Annotated in this window: 23 protein-coding genes; 20 read left to right on the forward strand and 3 right to left on the reverse strand. The window is 41.4% G+C overall.

Annotation, left to right across the window (positions count from 1 at the left end; all coding sequences use genetic code 11):
• Positions 1-22: 22 nt before the first annotated feature.
• Both AC4BHA_RS11125 and AC4BHA_RS11130 read left to right on the forward strand, forming a co-directional pair.
• Complete coding sequence (locus tag AC4BHA_RS11125; protein ID WP_066106133.1) at positions 23-235, forward strand: PspC domain-containing protein; 213 nt, start codon at positions 23-25, stop codon at positions 233-235.
• A complete protein-coding gene (locus tag AC4BHA_RS11130) occupies positions 232-576 on the forward strand; it encodes a phage holin family protein (RefSeq protein ID WP_066106135.1) in 345 nt (114 codons plus the stop codon). Before AC4BHA_RS11125 ends, AC4BHA_RS11130 begins: the two co-directional genes overlap by 4 nt.
• Before the next feature lie 35 nt (positions 577-611).
• Here the strand turns inward: AC4BHA_RS11130 and AC4BHA_RS11135 are convergent, their stop codons facing one another.
• The 3 genes from AC4BHA_RS11135 to nagA form a co-directional block, all read right to left on the reverse strand.
• Positions 612-1,310 carry an N-acetylmuramoyl-L-alanine amidase gene (locus tag AC4BHA_RS11135; protein ID WP_257469122.1) on the reverse strand — a complete coding sequence of 233 codons (699 nt, stop codon included), beginning with the start codon at positions 1,308-1,310 and terminating at the stop codon, positions 612-614.
• Positions 1,311-1,527: 217 nt separating this feature from the next.
• The gene (nagB, locus tag AC4BHA_RS11140; protein ID WP_490558653.1) at positions 1,528-2,256 is read right to left on the reverse strand and encodes a glucosamine-6-phosphate deaminase; all 729 of its coding nucleotides are present in this window, start codon (positions 2,254-2,256) and stop codon (positions 1,528-1,530) included.
• 11 nt (positions 2,257-2,267) lie between these two features.
• Complete coding sequence (gene nagA / locus AC4BHA_RS11145; RefSeq protein ID WP_490558628.1) at positions 2,268-3,443, reverse strand: N-acetylglucosamine-6-phosphate deacetylase; 1,176 nt, start codon at positions 3,441-3,443, stop codon at positions 2,268-2,270.
• A 156-nt stretch (positions 3,444-3,599) separates the two neighbouring features.
• On the opposite strand from nagA, the gene hprK reads away from it, so the two are divergent.
• The 18 genes from hprK to AC4BHA_RS11235 all read left to right on the forward strand — a co-directional run bounded on the left by hprK (position 3,600) and on the right by AC4BHA_RS11235 (position 19,818).
• Positions 3,600-4,523, forward strand: a complete 924-nt coding sequence (gene hprK / locus AC4BHA_RS11150; protein WP_066106142.1) for an HPr(Ser) kinase/phosphatase — start codon at positions 3,600-3,602, stop codon at positions 4,521-4,523.
• 21 nt (positions 4,524-4,544) lie between these two features.
• On the forward strand, positions 4,545-5,345 hold the full coding sequence (gene lgt / locus AC4BHA_RS11155; RefSeq protein ID WP_139892202.1) for a prolipoprotein diacylglyceryl transferase: 801 nt from the start codon (positions 4,545-4,547) through the stop codon (positions 5,343-5,345).
• A 78-nt stretch (positions 5,346-5,423) separates the two neighbouring features.
• Positions 5,424-6,395 (forward strand): nucleoside recognition domain-containing protein, encoded by a 972-nt coding sequence (locus AC4BHA_RS11160; protein WP_490558629.1) that lies wholly within the window; start codon positions 5,424-5,426, stop codon positions 6,393-6,395.
• Positions 6,364-7,008, forward strand: coding sequence for a pyrophosphatase PpaX (ppaX, locus tag AC4BHA_RS11165; protein ID WP_139892204.1), 645 nt, complete (start codon positions 6,364-6,366; stop codon positions 7,006-7,008). Before AC4BHA_RS11160 ends, ppaX begins: the two co-directional genes overlap by 32 nt.
• Positions 7,005-7,532, forward strand: coding sequence for an acyltransferase (locus AC4BHA_RS11170; RefSeq protein ID WP_066106154.1), 528 nt, complete (start codon positions 7,005-7,007; stop codon positions 7,530-7,532). Before ppaX ends, AC4BHA_RS11170 begins: the two co-directional genes overlap by 4 nt.
• Positions 7,533-7,725: 193 nt before the next feature.
• Positions 7,726-8,913, forward strand: a complete 1,188-nt coding sequence (locus tag AC4BHA_RS11175; protein ID WP_490558630.1) for an ATP phosphoribosyltransferase regulatory subunit — start codon at positions 7,726-7,728, stop codon at positions 8,911-8,913.
• On the forward strand, positions 8,910-9,545 hold the full coding sequence (gene hisG, locus AC4BHA_RS11180) for an ATP phosphoribosyltransferase (RefSeq protein ID WP_139892206.1): 636 nt from the start codon (positions 8,910-8,912) through the stop codon (positions 9,543-9,545). Before AC4BHA_RS11175 ends, hisG begins: the two co-directional genes overlap by 4 nt.
• A gap of 15 nt (positions 9,546-9,560) precedes the next feature.
• Complete coding sequence (gene hisD, locus AC4BHA_RS11185; RefSeq protein WP_139892207.1) at positions 9,561-10,844, forward strand: histidinol dehydrogenase; 1,284 nt, start codon at positions 9,561-9,563, stop codon at positions 10,842-10,844.
• Complete coding sequence (gene hisB / locus AC4BHA_RS11190; RefSeq protein WP_066106166.1) at positions 10,841-11,428, forward strand: imidazoleglycerol-phosphate dehydratase HisB; 588 nt, start codon at positions 10,841-10,843, stop codon at positions 11,426-11,428. The genes hisD and hisB overlap by 4 nt, the downstream gene beginning before the upstream one ends.
• A gap of 19 nt (positions 11,429-11,447) precedes the next feature.
• Positions 11,448-12,086, forward strand: coding sequence for an imidazole glycerol phosphate synthase subunit HisH (gene hisH, locus AC4BHA_RS11195; protein WP_490558631.1), 639 nt, complete (start codon positions 11,448-11,450; stop codon positions 12,084-12,086).
• A complete protein-coding gene (gene hisA, locus AC4BHA_RS11200) occupies positions 12,086-12,832 on the forward strand; it encodes a 1-(5-phosphoribosyl)-5-[(5-phosphoribosylamino)methylideneamino]imidazole-4-carboxamide isomerase (protein WP_066106172.1) in 747 nt (248 codons plus the stop codon). The genes hisH and hisA overlap by 1 nt, the downstream gene beginning before the upstream one ends.
• The gene (gene hisF, locus AC4BHA_RS11205) at positions 12,829-13,587 is read left to right on the forward strand and encodes an imidazole glycerol phosphate synthase subunit HisF (RefSeq protein ID WP_139892209.1); all 759 of its coding nucleotides are present in this window, start codon (positions 12,829-12,831) and stop codon (positions 13,585-13,587) included. Before hisA ends, hisF begins: the two co-directional genes overlap by 4 nt.
• Complete coding sequence (hisIE, locus tag AC4BHA_RS11210; RefSeq protein ID WP_066106181.1) at positions 13,584-14,255, forward strand: bifunctional phosphoribosyl-AMP cyclohydrolase/phosphoribosyl-ATP diphosphatase HisIE; 672 nt, start codon at positions 13,584-13,586, stop codon at positions 14,253-14,255. The genes hisF and hisIE overlap by 4 nt, the downstream gene beginning before the upstream one ends.
• Before the next feature lie 367 nt (positions 14,256-14,622).
• A complete protein-coding gene (locus AC4BHA_RS11215; RefSeq protein WP_066106184.1) occupies positions 14,623-16,113 on the forward strand; it encodes a tetratricopeptide repeat protein in 1,491 nt (496 codons plus the stop codon).
• 113 nt (positions 16,114-16,226) lie between these two features.
• Positions 16,227-17,180 (forward strand): thioredoxin-disulfide reductase, encoded by a 954-nt coding sequence (trxB, locus tag AC4BHA_RS11220; protein ID WP_066106186.1) that lies wholly within the window; start codon positions 16,227-16,229, stop codon positions 17,178-17,180.
• Between the two features lie 294 nt (positions 17,181-17,474).
• Positions 17,475-17,939 carry an 8-oxo-dGTP diphosphatase gene (locus AC4BHA_RS11225; protein WP_140461775.1) on the forward strand — a complete coding sequence of 155 codons (465 nt, stop codon included), beginning with the start codon at positions 17,475-17,477 and terminating at the stop codon, positions 17,937-17,939.
• 3 nt (positions 17,940-17,942) lie between these two features.
• The gene (gene rapZ / locus AC4BHA_RS11230) at positions 17,943-18,869 is read left to right on the forward strand and encodes an RNase adapter RapZ (RefSeq protein ID WP_373925482.1); all 927 of its coding nucleotides are present in this window, start codon (positions 17,943-17,945) and stop codon (positions 18,867-18,869) included.
• On the forward strand, positions 18,844-19,818 hold the full coding sequence (locus tag AC4BHA_RS11235) for a gluconeogenesis factor YvcK family protein (protein ID WP_302621342.1): 975 nt from the start codon (positions 18,844-18,846) through the stop codon (positions 19,816-19,818). The genes rapZ and AC4BHA_RS11235 overlap by 26 nt, the downstream gene beginning before the upstream one ends.
• The last annotated feature ends 19 nt before the right edge of the window (positions 19,819-19,837 follow it).

Below are 19,837 nucleotides of genomic sequence, written 5' to 3' on the forward strand. Positions count from 1 at the left end.
TTAAAAGGAGCTGCGATGTGTTTTGAAGGAAAAAAAGCGTTTTGTCCGTTCAAGGTCAGATAAGATTGTTTCGGGTGTCCTTGGAGGAATCTCACAATATTTTGGTATGAGTTCAAAGCTTTTGCGTATCCTATTTATAATCGCGCTCATTCCAACTAGCTTTATGCTGATTATTCCCTATACGATTCTTAGCTGTTTTATGCCGAGAGAAGAAGTGAAGGAGATGGACATATGAAATGGATAGCCAAAATACTTGTTAATGCAGTCGTTTTCGTATTGCTGACACAGATATTTGAAGGTGTTCATGTAACCGGGTTTGGTGCAGCCATTATTGCAGCCATTGTATTATCCATCTTTAACGTAATTGTCAAACCAATTGTGACCATCCTAACGATACCTATAACGATCATTACGCTAGGAATATTTCTGCTCTTCATTAATACCATTGTGTTAATGATTACGGATGCAGCAATGGGAAGTGCCTTTGATATCAATGGCTTCTGGCTGACATTCCTGGTATCGATTATTCTTTCATTGGTTAATACGATTATGGAAAGTGTAATGGATGATAAATAAAGAACCTGAAGCCTGTTTACTAGGCTTCAGGTTTTTTAGCATTCTTGCTTGTCCGTTATGATGGTTGTTTCAAAACCAAGACGTTTTAGCTGTGTTGCTAAGTTGGCTGCATTCTGCTTGTCTGAAAAGGCACCTAACTGAATCTTGTACAGTATTTTTTCCGGATCTGATTTTTTGGAAGGATTGCTTAATTTCTTTTTCAATGAATAATGAGAGATGATAGATTCGGCAATTGCTTGTGCACATTTTTTTCGGTAGTGATTGCTTTTAAGCAGCTTTATTTCATTTTCATTTGTCATAAACCCGCATTCAACCAGTACAGCTGTCATTTTTGTGGCGCTCAGCACATGAAAATCAGCCGTTTTAACTCCCCGATTTTGTAAACCGGTGGTGGCAATCAATTTATTCTGGATTTTTGTGGCGAGAGAGAGGGCTTCTTTGGGCCCTGATGTATGAATATACGTTTCAATACCTTCTGCTTTATGCCAACCCCGATTTACAGCGGCATTGGCATGAATTGATACATATAAATCTACATGGAGAGAATTTGCACGATTCGTTCTTTCTTGTAAAGGAACATCTACTATGTCCGAATGGGCAAAGAAAGTATTAACTTGATAGTTGGTTAATAAATCCTTTAAATATTCAGCAACACTTCGATTAAATTCATATTCCTTCATTCCATCCGGTGATGACTTTCCAGGTGTTTTATAGCCATGGCCTGCATCAATCATAATCTTCAACTTTAAAAGCCCCCTGTCCTTTTACTACCATAATATGAGGCAAGCCATCTAAATGGCCCATCTATGGTCATCGTTTTAAATTAAAAGGACAGGATCTCTTGATTAAAATGGATATTTTATCTCAGTCAGCTTCATGGCTGTCAGAATGTATGTAATGGCTTCATCTAATATGCGTTATAGCACTCCATAGAATGTGGAAAGCCAATGATTAATCGAGCATAGAAGCTGCTTCTTTATCTACGATTACGGTTACAGCCGGATGCTGCTTTAGAATACTTGCTGGTAGTTGTTCTGTTAGATCACCGTGAATCAGTTTGTAGGTTGCTTCTGCCTTTGCTTCACCAGAAGAGAGCAGTATAATCTCTTTGCTTTTCATAATTGTAGAAATGCCCATTGTGATCGCTTGTTTTGGAACCTCATCCAGATGATTAAAGAAGCGGGCATTAGCTTGTCGAGTGCTTTCTTTTAATTCAATGATATGTGTCTTACTGGAAAATGGAGTTCCAGGTTCATTGAAGCCAATGTGACCATTCTTTCCGATTCCTAATACCTGAAGCTCTACATTACCAAGATTATTTATCACCGTTTCATATCGCTCACATTCCTGCAAAAGGTCCTCTGCATCCCCATGTGGAAGATGAATATGATTTTGTGGGATGTCCAAGTATTTGAATAGATTATTCATCATATAGGAGTGATAGCTGTTTGGATTATCTTTTGAAAGCCCTATATATTCATCCAGGTTTACGGTATGGATTTGCTGATAGCTTGTCCCATTTTTCTGGTGATCCTCTATAAGATTTTTATAGAGACCGAGTGGGGTGCTTCCGGTAGCGAGTCCAAGGACTGCATCCGGTTTTTGCTTGATTTTGCTGATAAAAATTTCTGCAGCAATTTGGCTCATTTCATCATAATTGTCTGCTTTAATAATCCTCATAGTTGTTTGATTCATTGCTCTTCACCTCTGTAAGCTATTTTACCACGGCAGATTGTCATGGATACATTAAAGTTTGTATCCATAATCACAAGATCTGCGTCTTTCCCAACAGCAATGCTTCCTTTTTGATCATAAATATTAAGCTGTTTAGCTGGATTAACAGAAGCCATTTGGACAACTTCTTGCAATGAATATCCGGTAAAATGACATACATTTTTTATGGCATCGTTCATTTTGAGAATACTGCCTGCCAAAGTACCATCTGCAAGACGCGCTTCATCACCTGTAACGGTTACTTCCTGTCCGCCAAGATCATATTGTCCATCCGCCATTCCTTTTGCCCGCATGGCATCCGTAATAAGAATGGCCTTTTCTGTGCCTTTAACCTTGAGAGCAAGCTTTATCATTTTAGGTGATATGTGAATTCCATCCGCAATCATCTCCACGAATACCTGATCATGCAGCAAAGCTGCTCCAGCGGCACCTATGTCACGATGGTGTAAGCCGGTCATTTGATTAAATAAATGTGTAGCATTCGATATTCCGTGTTCAATCGCCTCTGATGCCTGTTCGTATGTGGCATTAGTATGACCCATGGAGCAGATGATATTTGAATTGCGGAGATGTTTAATTAATTCCTTTGCACCAGGCTGTTCCGGAGCAAGAGTGACCAGTTTGATTGCATTACCTGATGATTCATTCCACTCCTTAAATATATCAACGTCGGCATTCTTGATATGATGCAATGGTTGTGCTCCTGCTTTTGATGGACTGATGAATGGACCTTCTAAATGTACGCCCAGCATTTCAGTTTCTCCGGCAGGATTTCCGTTAATCCTAAAGCTATAGATAGCTTTTAACGCTTTATTTATATTGGCAGGATCCTGTGTCATTGTTGTTGCAAGAAAAGATGTGGTTCCCTCTTTAGGCAGCTCTTTTGCCATGACTCTAAGTGCTTCTTCTGTAGAATCCATGGCATCAGCCCCGGCCGCGCCATGAATGTGGATATCAATGAAACCCGGCAGAACTAGCTGTCCCTCTTTAAGAGTGATAATTTCATCAGCGTGCTGTGGTGAGTTTTCCATAAGACCCACTTCTTTAATTTGATTATCTTTAATTAAAATATATCCGTTTTGCAGGATGGTGTTCTCTTGATATATCGTTGCGTTTTGTATCAGTAGTGTCATTTCTCTTAAACCCCCAGGTAAGTTGTCCTATCCTTATGGTACTTTTAACTTTTTAGAAAAACCAGAATTATATTATTGTAATTGTATGGTTATGTAGGAAATAATGATAAAATGAAAGCACAAATTTAATAATCACTAGATCAGGGAGTGAATTTTTTGGCAAAAGTTAAAACAATCGACCTCATTGATGAATTCCAGCTTGAACTGGTTTGTGGTGAAGAAGGTGTAAATAGACCTATCACTACGAGCGATCTTTCAAGACCTGGTTTAGAAATTGCAGGTTATTTCGATTATTACCCTGCTGACCGTATTCAAATCCTTGGGATGACAGAATTATCGTTTTTCTCTAAGTTAAATGATGAAGAAAGAATTTCAAGAATGCAAATGCTATGCAGTGATATTACACCTTGTATCGTTATCACGCGTGATTTAGAGGTGCCGAAGGAATTATTGATGGCTTCTGAAAGCGTTTCTGTACCGGTTTTACGAACATCGATGAAAACGACCCGGTTTTCCAGCCGACTGACTAATTTCCTTGAAAGCAAGCTTGCTCCAACGACTGCTGTTCACGGCGTTTTGGTAGATATATATGGCGTAGGTGTCATGATTACAGGAAAGAGCGGAGTCGGAAAAAGTGAGACTGCGCTTGAACTTGTAAAAAGAGGACATCGTTTAGTTGCCGATGATTGTGTGGAAATTCGCCAGGAAGATGACGACACACTGGTCGGAAATTCACCTGAATTGATCGAGCACCTTTTGGAAATTAGAGGCGTAGGCATCATTAATGTGATGACTTTGTTTGGTGCGGGAGCAGTCAGAAGCCATAAAAGAATCTCCCTTGTCATCAATCTGGAGCTATGGGATCAGCAGAAGAATTACGATAGACTTGGTTTGGAAGAAGAAAAGGTACGAATTATTGATACGGATATCACCCGAATGAATATACCAGTTCGGCCGGGCCGAAATATTGCGGTTATTATTGAAGTGGCGGCTATGAATTTCCGTCTGAAACGAATGGGCGTTAATACAGCTCAGCAATTTACCGAAAAATTGAATGAAGCAATTGAAAAAGAAAAATAATTAGAGTAGGTGTTAGGGTAGATGAATACGATAGACCGTGTTGCCATACATATCGGTTCCATCCAGATTTACTGGTATGGAATTATTATTGGAATGGGTGTCTTTATTGGGCTTTGGCTTGCCATGCGTGAGTCAAAACGCCGTGGGTTGGACAAAGATTTGTTTGTTGACCTGTTGATCTATGCAGTTCCAATCTCTATTATCAGTGCACGTATTTACTATGTTATTTTTGAGTGGTCCTATTATAAAGATCACCTCGGCGATATTTATAAAATATGGAATGGCGGAATTGCCATTCATGGAGCCTTGATTGGGGCCGTCATTACAACCATTTTCTTTGCTCGCTCCAGAAATATATCCTTCTGGAAAATTGCTGATATTGCAGCGCCATCTCTTATTCTCGCGCAGGGTATTGGCAGATGGGGTAACTTCATTAACCAGGAAGCATATGGTGATGTGGTTAGCCGCCAATTTCTTGAGAATTTAATGTTGCCCGACTTCATCATTGATCAAATGTTTATCAATGGTGCTTACCACCACCCGACTTTCTTGTACGAATCCCTTTGGAATTTCCTTGGATTTGGTTTATTGCTTCTGTTAAGAAGAGTTAATCTGCGTCAGGGTGAAATGTTCCTGACATACGTAATTTGGTATTCCATCGGCCGCTACTTTATAGAGGGGATGCGAACAGATAGTCTCATGCTGTTTGGTGAATTCCGAATGGCGCAGGTCTTATCGCTTTCATTGATTATTGGTGGAATAATCCTGCTTGTTGTAAGACGGAAAATGGGATATTCAGAGAAAAAATATTTAGACATATGATGTCCATTGCTCATAACCACATCTTTAGAATTTCAGATTGCAGGTTGTACATCGTGAACAGCTAAAGGGGTGGAATTTATGAAAAAAGATACCATATCAAAAGGGATAATGGCTGGGTTAAGAACTACGTGGATGCTCGGGAAGATTATTTTTCCCGTTACATTTTTAATATCCATCTTGCAATATACACCGGTATTACCTTGGATCATTGATTTGATAAGTCCTGCCATGGGACTGATTGGACTTCCGGGAGACGCAGCAATTCCGTTGGTACTCGGGAACTTTTTGAATCTCTATGCCGGGATTGGGGGCATATTGGCACTCGATTCTTTAACTGTTAAAGAAGTATTTATTATTGCCGTAATGCTTTCCTTTTCCCATAATCTCTTTATTGAAACCGGTGTTGCGCTAAAGGTAGGAGTTAAACTATGGGTTGTCCTGCTCACACGTATTGGACTCGCGCTATTATCAGCCATTGTCATTCATTTAGTATGGCAGGGCGGATCAGAGAGAATATATTATGGAATCAGCGGCGGCAATGAGGAAGTGGTATCAGGCCTCATACCTGTGTTATTGCTGGCATTGGAAAAAGCAGCCTATGGAACATTAAAGCTGGCATTGATCGTTATTCCATTGATGCTAGTTATCCAAATTATGAAGGATCTTAATTGGCTAAATAAATTTTCGGACTGGATGAAGCCTATCACTAGGATGCTGGGGATGAAAGAAAACACATCCATGACTTTGGTTGCGGGCTTGGTCATTGGTCTGGCTTATGGAGCGGGAGTTATGCTTGATGCCGTTCGTGAAGATGGGGTTAGTAAAAAGGATATTACGATCGCCTTTATCTTTCTAATCGCCTGCCATGCAGTGGTGGAGGATACGGTCATTTTTATCCCTCTTGGCGTGCCAGTTCTGCCCCTGCTGCTCATCCGTTTGGTGACAGCCATTCTTTTAGCCGTAACAATTGCATTTATATGGAAAAAGGTAGAATTAAGAAAGAGGAAGGACGAACAGCGTGAAGCAGAAAATCACAACATTACTATTTGATTTAGATGGAACATTAATTGATACGAATGAACTAATTATTGCTTCATTTTTACATACATTTAATCACTACTATCCAGGCCAATATTCACGTGAGGACGTCTACCAATTTATTGGTCCCTCCCTGGCTGAAACCTTTGGAGGATTGGATCCTGAGCGTAAGGATGAGATGATTGCATTTTACCGTGAACACAATTTTGCCAATCATGACTTACTTGTTCGTGAATATGAAGGTGTATATGAGACGATTGAAATACTTAAAAAAAGTGGATATAAAGTCGGTATTGTGACAACTAAAATGCGCAATGCTGTTAAGATGGGCTTGATTAAAGGCCGCCTTGAATCCTTTTTTGATGTTGTTGTCACACTTGATGATGTTCAAATGCCAAAGCCAGATCCGGAGCCAATCCAGTTAGCGTTGAAATTAATCGGATCTGAGCCTTCTGAAACGATTATGGTTGGAGACAATAGCCATGATGTTTTGGCTGGGAAAAACGCTGGAACGAAGACAGCGGGCGTTGCCTGGACAATCAAGGGAAGAGAGTATCTTGAGCAATTCAAGCCAGATTATATGCTTGAAAATATGCGCGATCTCTTAACGATTGTAAAGCAATGAGAAGAACTAAGCGTTATCCGGTAAAAGGTGATGGCAATTCCCTTTGGTATGTTTATAAAACCGTTCCCTTTTGGAAGGTTGTTCGGAATTTTATCGTTATACAGCTTGCGAGATATACACCTTTTTTAAGCATGAAAAATTGGCTTTATCGGACTTTTTTAGGAATGAAGGTTGGGCAGAAGACCTCCTTCGCCTTAATGGTTATGCTTGACGTTATGTTTCCAGAAAAAATATCCGTTGGACGTAACTCGGTGATTGGCTATAATACAACGATTCTCGCGCACGAATACTTAATAAACGAATACCGTTTAGGGAGTGTAATTATTGGTGATGAGGTGTTGATTGGTGCCAACTCTACTCTGTTGCCCGGAATTGAAATAGGTGATGGTGCGATTGTTTCGGCAGGGACCCTCGTTCATAAGGATGTTCCGGCAGGGGCCTTTGTAGGAGGTAATCCGATGAAAATCATCTATAGTGCGGAAGAAATGAAAATTAGAATAAAGGAAGATGATTTCTTTCGGTAAAAGAGGAACCCCGTTCATTAGAGCGGGGTTTTTAATTGTGTAATTTGCAGGCCTAATGATAGATTGGTGGAAAGGAATATCCATATCACTTGACGTTATTTGGAAGGAACGATACACTTTAACTTAACTTCATCATATTAGCATATTAGCGAACTAAAGTATTCTAAAAACTTATAATAAAGGACTGTTAATTATGCCGGATTTATTTATGTTTGAAAAGCCCTTGGGCATGCGTGACACATTGCCGGATTTATATAAGATAAAACAATCCATGAAACAAAGGATGATGGATCAAACGGTTCAATACGGATATGGTTTTTTGGAAACTTCATCACTCGAATATTATGAGACGGTCGGTAAGGTATCTGCTATCCGTGATGTTCATTTATTCAAGTTATTAGATAAAGATGGTCATAGTTTAGTGTTGCGACCGGATATGACCTCGCCTATTGCCAGGGTTGCTTCTTCCCATCTATTGAAGGAAGGGAATCCCGAGCGGCTCGCCTATAGTGCAAATGTGTTCAGAGCACAGGAAAAAGAGGGAGGACGTCCAGCAGAATTTGAGCAATTTGGGATTGAATTGATAGGGGATCGTACCCTTTCGGCTGATGCTGAAGTGCTTTGTCTTCTGTCTGATGTTTTAAAATGTGCTGGTTTGGAAAGATTCCATATTACGCTTGGTCATATTGGCTTTGTACAGGATTTACTCCTTCATTTTGGCGGTTGCGCAGAAACTGCAGGGATTATGAGGAAATTTCTGTTTGAAAAAAACTATGTTGGTTTTAAACAGTATGTGAATCAATTGCCAATCTCATTAAAGGATAAAGAGACTCTGTTTCAGCTTCTTTATTTAAAAGGGGGCCGCGAGATTCTGGAAATGGCTGAAAAACTGACAAATGGGCAGCTTGGTCAGCATGCGGTTAAAGAGTTGAAAAAATTGGCCGATATCCTTCTTTTAACAGATCATACAGAAATGATTACGTATGATTTATCACTTGTCAGCCATATGGATTATTATACAGGTATTTTGTTTGAAGTATCTGGGGAAAATGTAGGCTTTCCACTTGGAAATGGAGGAAGATACAACGAGCTATATAAACAGTTCGGGACAGATGCTCCTGCCACAGGATTTGGTTTACGTTTAGACCGTATACTGGAGGCGCTCGATTCAGGAGTTGAAGAAGAGCCGCCCCTTTGCATCATTTATCACCCTGTACAGCAACAGAAAGCGATAAGCCGGGCAACGGAGCTGCGACAATCCGGCATGCGCGTGGTTTTACAAAATGTGAATGGAATAAAGGATGTAAATACATTTACAAATCATTTTCCGAATATTGAATTTATGATTGACATGACAGATGGATCAGGGGGAGAGGGATAATGGAACAATTAACGATTGCCATGCCAAAGGGACGGATTTTGGATGAAGCAGTGGAATTATTAAGAAAAGCAGATTATCAGATTCCTCCTGATTTTGACGATACTAGAAAATTGATCATTCATGTAGAGAATGAAAATCTTCGTTTTATCCTGGCTAAACCAATGGATGTTCCCACTTATGTCGAGCATGGTGTGGCTGATGTAGGGATTGCCGGTAAAGACGTTCTGATGGAAGAAGCACGTGATGTGTATGAATTGTTGGATTTAGAAATAAGTGAATGCCATTTAGCAGTGGCAGGCATGCCGAATACAGAAATGAACAAGATTGCTCCGAAGATTGCCAGTAAATACCCAAATATCGCTTCCCAATATTTTCGTGAGCAGGGTGAACAGGTTGAAATTATTAAGTTAAACGGGTCCATTGAGCTGGCTCCCATGATAGGCCTTGCTGATCGAATCGTTGATATTGTATCGACCGGACAAACTTTACGTGAGAATGGACTGGTAGAGTATGCAGCAATCCAAAATGTGACATCACGATTTATTGCAAATCCGGTAAGTTATCGAATGAAGGAAAAAGAAATCGCTGAAATGGTAACTCGACTGGGGAAGGTTTTGCAGCCGAAGGAATAATTGGAGGGAGAAGGCATGGAAATTAAATCGTTAACGAGTGGATTATCGTTGAAACGTACGGTGGATGGCGGATCCGATGCTCAAAGGAAGGTTGTCCAACAAATCCTGCAGGATGTAAAGGAACGCGGAGATCAGGCTTTATTTTTTTATACAAAAAAGTTTGACCAAACAGAGATGGATTCTCTTAAAGTAACAAACGATGAAATGGAAAAAGCAATCGCCAACATGCCGCAAGAGATGATTTCAATCATGACTGAAGCTGCTTCAAATCTTCGAAGCTATCATGAAAAACAAGTGCAAAATTCATGGATAGATATGTCCGTGACAGGAACTATGCTTGGTTTAAGGCGTACTCCGCTTGATTCAGTCGGCATCTATGTTCCAGGCGGTACGGCCGCCTACCCATCCTCCGTATTAATGAATGCCATCCCGGCTAAAGTGGCCGGTGTAAAGCGGATTGTCATGGTTTCGCCGCCGGGAATAGACGGGAGATTACCTGACTCCGTGCTTGCTGCCGCGCATATTGCAGGCATCACTGAAATTTATAAGGTAGGCGGTGCCCAAGCAATCGGAGCTCTTGCCTATGGAACAGAATCAATCGGAAAAGTAGATAAAATTACAGGACCGGGTAATATTTACGTCGCGCTTGCCAAAAGGGAAGTATATGGGGATGTGGATATTGATATGATTGCCGGTCCTAGTGAGATTACGGTGCTTGCTGATGAAACGGCAGAGGCTCGGCATGTTGCGGCAGATTTGCTATCACAGGCTGAACATGATGAACGGGCATGCAGTGTGCTGATTACCACGAGCCGAAGATTGGCGAGCCAGGTCAAAGTGGAAGTGGAGAAACAATTGGCCGTGTTACCGCGTAAAGAGATTGCGCTCGCTGCCTGGAATAATTTTGGCGGTATATACGTAGCAAACACATTGGAAGAGGCGATTGAGGCTGTAAATGAGCTGGCCCCTGAACATTTGGAAATTCAAACAGCGGATGCGATGAATGTGGCGGGCGCAATTCGGCATGCAGGTGCTATTTTTATCGGTAAATATAGTTCTGAGCCGGTTGGCGATTATTTTGCAGGTCCCAATCATGTGCTGCCTACAAATGGTACAGCCCGTTTTTCAAGCCCATTGAATGTAGATGATTTTCAAAAGAAAACGAGCTTAATTATGTACAGTCAACAGGATTTTGAGGCTAATGCATCTAAAATCGCTGCTTTTGCTAGATTAGAAGGATTAGAGGCTCATGCGCGGGCCGTGGAATCGCGATTTATTTCGAAGGAGGAAGGTCAATGAAACGTACAGCCGAAATAGATAGAAGAACGAACGAAACGAAAATTAAGCTTGCTTTAGGCCTTGACGGTGAAGGTAAGACGGAGCTTTCAACAGGTGTGCCTTTTCTCTCGCATATGCTGGATCTATTTGCGAAGCACGGCCATTTTGATTTACGAGTAGATGCGGATGGGGATATAGAAGTGGATGGGCATCACACAACAGAGGATATTGGTATTTGTTTAGGGCAGGCGTTGAGTCAGGCGCTTGGAGATAAAAGAGGGATTAAGCGATATGGAAATGCCTTTGTTCCGATGGATGAAGCACTGGCACAGGTCGTTGTTGATTTGAGTAATCGGCCGCATCTTGAATTTAGAGCAGACATTCCGGCACCGATGATTGGATCCTTTGATACAGAGCTTGTACATGAATTCCTGTGGAAGCTTGCGATTGAGGCGAAGATGAATCTTCATGTCGTCGTCCATTATGGCCGCAATTCCCATCATATTGTTGAAGCCATTTTTAAAGCGCTTGGACGTGCGCTTGATGAAGCGACATCACACGATCCAAGGGTGAAAGGAATTCCATCTACAAAAGGGATGCTGTAAGTGGAGAGGGGTGGCAGTCTTGATTGGAATCGTTGATTACGGGATGGGAAACTTATTCAGCGTTTATAACGCATTAGACAGGCTGGGAGCGGATCCTGTGATAAGCGGTGATCCGACTGTATTGGCCGGCTGTGATGGGTTAATCTTACCCGGCGTGGGTGCTTTTCGGGATGCAATAACTGCATTAAAAGAGCAGAAATTGGACGTATTTTTAAAGGAGTATGTCGAAAGTGGTAAGCCCCTGCTCGGCATTTGCCTTGGAATGCAGCTATTGTTCGAGAGCAGTGATGAACACGGGTTTTCCGAGGGGCTATGTTTCTTGGAAGGACATATTGCGAAATTTACGGGGATTGATCAAACCGGTAAAACCTATAAAGTTCCTCATATGGGATGGAATAAACTGCAATTTAAGAATGTGAATCCTTTAATTGAAGGATTGGAAGAGGATTATGTCTACTTTGTCCATTCCTATTATGCACAAATAAAGGACTCAGCGGAATTAATCGCAACAGCAATGTATGATGTCGAGGTACCCGGAATTATAGGAAAAGGGAATGTGATGGGAATGCAATTTCACCCTGAAAAAAGTGGACAGATGGGAAAAGGTTTGCTCGGGAACTTCGTGAATCTGGTAATAGAGAAGGCGGGGGATAAGTGATGGGGACTAATTTTACAATCTATCCGGCAATTGATATGAGAGGCGGTAAATGTGTCCGTCTTCTGCAGGGAGATTATGGGCAGGAAACGGTTTATGGAGATTCTCCATTTGAAATGGCCAAGTCCTTTTCTGATTTAGGAGCCAAATGGATTCATATGGTCGATTTAGACGGTGCCAAAGAGGGAAATCCAGTTAATGAGGAACACGTACTAAAGGCAGCCCGGGAATTAAAGAGCGTATCCATTCAAGTCGGAGGCGGGATTCGCAATGAGGAGCAGGTAGCCCGTTACTTGGAGAATGGTATATCGCGTGTCATTCTTGGCAGTGTGGCTGTAAGAGAACCGGAATTTGCCACACGGATGATTCAGCAATATCCGGGGAAAGTTGCGATAGGACTGGATGGTAAAAGCGGTAAGGTGGCGACTGATGGCTGGCTGAAAACAAGTGAATGGACTGTCGTTGACTTAGGCAAGTATTTTGCCGATAAAGGGGCAGAATGGTTCATTTTTACGGATATCGCCAATGACGGGATGCTTAATGGTCCCAGTGTAGAGGCAACAGCTGAACTTGCGCGCGCAACCGGAAAGAATGTCATCGCATCAGGAGGAATGAGTCAGCTTGAGGATATCGCTGCTTTACAGGCCTATCAAGCGGATGGAATTGAAGGAGTCATCATCGGGAAGGCACTTTATGAAAATCGCTTTACATTGCCGCAGGCCCTAGCGAAGGCGGTTGAATCCTTATGATTACGAAACGAATTATTCCCTGTTTAGATGTAAAAGAGGGCCGTGTCGTGAAAGGGATTCAGTTCCTTGGGCTTCAGGATGCAGGTGATCCAGTTGAATTGGCAAAAATGTATGATGACCAAGGAGCAGATGAGCTAGTATTCCTTGATATTTCAGCGTCCCATGAAGGAAGAAAGACGATGGTGGAAGTGGTTCGGGAAGCGGCGACTGTCCTGAGTATCCCATTTACAGTTGGTGGAGGGATTAACTCAGTTGCTGATATGAGGACCATTCTGCGTGCCGGAGCGGATAAGGTATCTGTAAACACGGCGGCAGTGCTTCGGCCGGAGCTGATTGCAGAGGGAGCCAGCTATTTTGGGAATCAGTGTATCGTTCTTGCTATTGATGCAAAGTATGATGCGGAGATGAACGGCTTTCGAGTTTATACACATGGCGGCCGTAAAGCTACCGAATTAAATGCTATTGATTGGGCTAAGCAAGCCGTTGCGCTCGGTGCCGGTGAAATATTACTAACGAGTATGGACTGTGACGGGGAAAAAAGCGGATTCCATATTGAACTGACCAAGGCGATCAGTGAGGCTGTTACAGTCCCGGTGATTGCGTCCGGTGGAGCGGGAAGTAAGGAAGATTTTGCTGAGGTTTTTACAGAAGGAAAAGCAGACGCAGCACTGGCTGCTTCCATTTTTCATTACAAAGAGACAAGCGTACAGGAAGTTAAACGTAGACTGCGAGAACAAGGAGTGCTTGTGAGATGAATATAGAGAATATACGATTTGATACGAACGGATTAGTGCCGGCCATTGTTCAGGATGGAGAAACGAAGGAAGTCCTGACACTGGCTTATATGAATAAGGAATCATTGGAGAAAACGATTCAAACGGGAGAAACCTGGTTTTACAGTCGTTCCCGCCAGGAGCTTTGGCATAAAGGGGAAACAAGCAAAAACACTCAAGCCGTACGGGAAATCCGCTATGATTGCGATCAGGATGCATTAGTAGTATTGGTTCAACCAGCTGGCCCAGCCTGTCATAACGGCACGGTAAGCTGCTTTACGGAATCGCTCTATCAGGCTGATGATATTAATTTAATTCAGCCGGCAGATGAAGCAAAGGATTTTATGTATGATTTGGAGAAAATCATTGCTGAACGGGAAGCAGAGCGTCCCGAAGGCTCCTATACAACGTATTTATTTGAAGAAGGGGTAGACAAGATTCTTAAAAAGGTGGGAGAAGAAGCAGCCGAAGTCATCATCGCTGCCAAAAACCGCGACCTAGAAGAATTAAAATGGGAAGTATCCGATTTATTCTTTCATGTCCTTGTCCTCTTAAAAGAACAAAATCTCCCATTCTCTGAAATTCAAAAAAACCTCCGTGAACGCCATCTTACTAAACAGAATGATGAAGAAACTGACTCAAAAGGATGAATGATATCCTTTTGAGTTTTTTTGTTTGATGAAGGGGGCAGGGGGGAGTGTTGGTATGTAGTGGTTATGCCAGGGGGATGTCCCGGATAAAGGTGGGTGATAGTTGGGTGAAAGGCAGGTGGGAGGTGGAGAAGATCGCCTCTCCTTATGCTGTCGCAGCTGACCAGTCGCCTCCGCTTATCATCCGATCCAGCGTCAGGGCCTAGGAGCTCGGGACATAAGCATAGCCTCTGCGGGGGAAAACATCCCCCTCCGAGCCTCTGTCTTATGCTCCTCGCTCCTGGGCAAGGCCCTTCCGCTTTTCTTTCTATAATTCTCTTAATATGGTATAATTGTAGGGTTAAAGTATATGTGCTTGGAGGACTAGATGGGGAATAATTTTAATTTGACTAATAAGGCAAAAGTTGTTTCGTTTAACCCCACGGGAGAGTTCTATTTTACAAAGGGAATAAAAGCTTTCCAGCGAAGGGAATTATATAGAGCTAAGAAATATATGAACCGTGCGTTGCAGCTGGAACCGGGTGAGCCGATGATTGCTTGCCAGCTGGCTGTGATTTGTACGGAATTAGGTGAATATCAGTTTTCGAATCAGCTGCTTGAGAATATTCTTCAGGAGTTGGATCCGTTTATGACGGAGTGCCATTATTTCCTGGCTAATAATTTTGCTCATATGGGTTTATTTAAAGAGGCCTATAAGCATGCTAACGAATATTTAAATAAAGATCAGTTTGGTGAATTCAGTGAGGATGCAGAAGATTTGCTGGATTTAATCACATTTGAGACGGATGAAACAGAAGAGACCTTGGAAGTTCAGGATGATTTAATGATGCGCCAAGAGGCGGCACGTGAGTTGCTTGAAGCGGGTAATTTTGTGAAAGCCGTTGAAAAAATTGAAGAATTAATCGATTTATATCCTGAATTTTGGTCGGCTTATAATAATTTGGCACTGGCTTATTTCTATGTAGGTAAAACAGAGAAAGCTTTTGAGACGCTCGATCGAGTCCTTGAGAAGAACCCTGGCAATCTGCATGCTCTGTGCAATGGAATGGTCTTTTACCATTATCAGATGGAGCAGGATAAGCTTGATGAGGTTTTCGCTGTCCTAAAAAAAGTCAGACCTATTCTTGATGAACACCGGTTAAAATTAGGAGCGACCTTTGCGCTGACTGGTTATTATGAGGAAGCTTATATCTGGCTTCGCCAGCTGCAGAAAAAGGGTTATGAAGGGGACGGAACCTTCTATTATTGGCTCAGTAAATCTGCCCATCAAATCGGGCAAAAGAGAGTTGCTGAAAATGCCTGGGCTAAAGTGGTTGAATACAGTCCTGATAAAGAGGGACTTGAGCCTTGGGGCGAAATGACTGAAGATGAGGAATCTGGATTTGAAGAGCATGCGCCTTCCATCATTAAAAAGTTGGAAAGTGAGTATCTGGAGGAGAGATTGTTTGGTCTCTTTTTAGCGAGTCATTCGGGGGAATTTAATCAAATTAAAACTCATCCCTCTTACGAAACTAATAAACGTTTCACAGCGATGGAACGAGAATATAAAAATAGCATCGAGCTATCCGATAACCGTCAATTTTTTGCGGCAGAGGTAGCAGACACGTTATATAGGTTTTATCAGCCGGTAAAATTGATTGAGTCCGGCCTTTATTTTCTCTGGTTTTCTGTATATGCAGAAGGAAAAGAGAATGGTATACGGTTCTCAAATCCACTTGCATGGGCAGCTGCTATTGATTACGAATGGCACAAGCTGCGCGGTGAAAAAGAATCTCAAAAAACAGTGGCGGAACGATATGGAATATCTAACTCGACACTTTCTAAGTATGTAAAGCTTGTAGCCGAATTGTTGCAATGAGCAAATTTTTGGACCTAATATGTATAGTTTAATACGATTAGTTCGAGGATAAGACGAGAAATGAAATGAATGTGAGAGGCTTCGAGTTCTATCGTAAGAAGGAGTGATTCATAATGTCTGAGGAAAAAATTTATGATGTAATTATTATTGGAGCCGGACCGGCGGGTATGACAGCAGCTGTATATACGTCAAGAGCCAATCTTTCGACATTAATGCTTGAACGTGGCATTCCGGGCGGGCAAATGGCGAATACGGAAGAGGTTGAAAACTATCCAGGATATGAAACCATTCTTGGACCAGATTTATCAACTAAAATGTTCGAGCATGCGAAAAAATTTGGAGCAGAATATGCTTATGGTGAAGTAAAACAAATTATTGATGGAAAAGAATATAAAACCATTGATGCTGGTTCTAAGCAATATAAAACGCGTACTATTATTATTGCTACTGGTGCTGAATATAAGAAAATCGGCGTACCAGGTGAAAAAGAGCTAGGTGGTCGCGGTGTTTCCTATTGTGCAGTTTGTGACGGAGCTTTCTTTAAGAACAAAGAACTTTTCGTGATTGGCGGAGGAGATTCTGCTGTTGAAGAAGGTGTGTACTTAACTCGCTTTGCTTCTAAAGTAACGATTGTACACCGCAGGGATGAACTTCGTGCTCAAAAAATTCTGCAGCAGCGTGCCTTTGAGAATGAAAAGGTAGATTTTATTTGGAATACAACGTTAAAAAGCATTAATGAGAAAGATGGTAAGGTTGGCAGTGTAACATTGATATCCACTGTTGATGGTACTGAGCGCGAGTATCCGGCAGATGGCGTATTCATTTATATTGGAATGCTGCCGTTAACAAAACCATTCCAAACTATCGGAATTACGAATCAAGCTGGTTATATCGAAACCAATGATCGCATGGAAACAAAAATTCCTGGTATTTTTGCAGCCGGAGATGTTCGTGAAAAGAATTTACGACAAATTGTTACGGCAACAGGTGATGGCAGTATAGCCGCTCAATCCGCACAGCATTATGTTGAAGAGTTGATGGAGCAATTAAAAGCACAAGCAAAATAAAATAGCTTGAAGGATGAGTAAAAAATTTACATTAAAGTCATTATTAATTAATGTAGCTGTAATCAAAGTGCAATACATTTGGGGTAGAATAAAAATAAGAAATTGACCCCCTTTTATATATTTTTTTGGCATAGGTTATAAAACCTATGCCGCTTTTTTTTGTTGTTTGTCGAAAAATATAGGGATGACTTGAAAAAATTATGTTGATTAACGTACATTGTTCATGCACATCTAAAATAGTATAATAAAGAGAAGTCTATCTAATTTGTGCTGTAGCAACTGAGGTGAAATAGTTTGCAAAGAGTAACCAATTGTATGTTAATGGCAGATGGCAAGGCCCTTATGCTTCAGAAGCCCAGAAGAAATTGGTGGGTAGCGCCCGGCGGCAAAATGGAATCTGGAGAATCCATACATGACTCTGTCATGCGTGAATTCTATGAAGAAACCAATTTGAAAATCGAGCGTCCTGAGTTAAAAGGCATTTTCACCATGGTTAATATGAAAGATGACCAAATTGTTCATGAATGGATGCTTTTTTCTTTTCGTGCCTACGCATTTGAGGGAGAAGCATATCAGGAGAATGAGGAAGGGATTCTGAAATGGCATCCTTTAAACGATATTCTGGCATTGCCAATGGCAGAGGGAGATCGCAAAATATTGGATCATATGATGAATGGACAAGGAATACTAATAGGTACATTTAAATATACAGAAGATTTCATACTACTCGATTACAAGCTTGAAAGAAACGGGGAATAACTAATGGAAGAGAAAAAAATAGAAACTGCAGCATCAGAGAATCGGTTGGTCATTATTACGGGTATGTCAGGTGCCGGTAAGACAGTTGCAATACAGAGCTTTGAGGATCTGGGCTTCTACTGTGTGGATAACCTTCCCCCTACGCTTCTTCCTAAATTCATGGAGCTTATGAACAATTCAGGAAAGAAAATGAATAAGGTAGCATTAGTAATGGACTTACGAGGCAGGGAATTTTTTGAACACTTATTCAAAGCCTTGGATGATCTTAATGAATCCTCCAAGTTTGTTCCTGAAATTTTATTCCTGGATGCGGATGACTCCGTTTTAGTAAGAAGATATAAGGAAACAAGACGTACTCATCCATTGGCTCCATCAGGATCGCCGTTGGAAGGGATTAGACTTGAACGAGATTTGCTTGAGGAATTAAAAGGACGTGCTCAAACGATTTATAACACATCAAATTTTAAGCCAAAAGAGCTGCGTGAGAAAATTGCCAAACAATTCTCCGTTAATCAACGGGTGGAGTTCTCGATTAATATCATGTCATTCGGTTTCAAACATGGTATCCCTATCGATGCAGATTTAGTTTTTGATGTAAGATTCCTGCCTAATCCGTTTTATATAGAAAATATGCGTCCGCAAACTGGACTGGATGAAGAGGTTTCTTCTTACGTAATGAAATGGAGTGAAACCCAGAAATTTATTGAAAAATGGACGGATTTACTTGATTTTATGATTCCTCAATATAAACGTGAGGGGAAAGCCCAGTTAATTATCGCTGTGGGATGTACTGGAGGCCAGCATCGTTCCGTAACTTTAGCTGAATATCTGGGTAAACGGTATAACAATGAGTACCATACGAGTGTAACGCATCGTGATATTGATAAAAGGAAGGTACGCACAGATGACATCCATATCAGCACAACCTAAAGTGGTCATCATAGGTGGTGGATCTGGCCTTCCTGTCCTATTAAGAGGGCTAAAGGCATATCCTCTCGACATTACCGCTATAGTGACCGTTGCGGATGATGGTGGCAGTTCTGGCAGACTGAGAGAGGAACTGGACATCCCTTCTCCTGGTGATATACGGAATGTTTTAGCAGCTATGTCTGATGTAGAGCCATTAATTGAGCAAATGTTTCAGCACAGATTTACAGGCTCTGAACAATTATCAGGTCATGCGCTAGGGAATTTAATTCTTGCTGCGATGACTTCTATTACCGGTGACTTTGTACATGCTATTCAGGAGATGAGTAAGGTTTTAAATGTAAGAGGACAGGTTTTGCCCTCTGCTAACCAGAGCGTAATCCTACATGCAGAACTCGAGGATGGGACGGTTGTTTCCGGTGAATCAAAAATTCCATACTCCGGGAAACGCATAAAGCGGGTATTCCTCAGTCCTGAGCATATTCAGCCTCCTCATGAAACCATCCAGGCCATCAGACAGGCAGATTTAATTTTGATGGGGCCGGGAAGTCTTTATACAAGTATATTGCCTAATTTGGTTGTGCCTACAATTGCAGCTGAAATTGCAAATGCCAAAGCATCCAAGGTATATATTTGTAACTTAATGACTCAAGCAGGGGAAACCCTGAATTATACAGCAAGTGACCATTTGAAAGTAATAAATGAGCATTTAGGTGAGTCATGTATGGATACAATCTTAGTCAATAAAGAGGATATCCCTGCGCATTTAAAATTAAAATATAAAGAAGAGTATGCCCAACCGGTTATCTTTGATATAAACAGACTTGAACAAATGGGACTGCAAGTGATTAAGGATAATATAGTAACGATTCAAAATAACCGTGTCAGACATGATACAGTCGTCGTTGCTTCTATTATCTATAATTTATTAAAGGAAAAGAATAAAGTGTAAGTTGTAAAGGGATTGAGGT

This window comes from Pradoshia sp. Z3_51 (genome assembly GCF_058215915.1).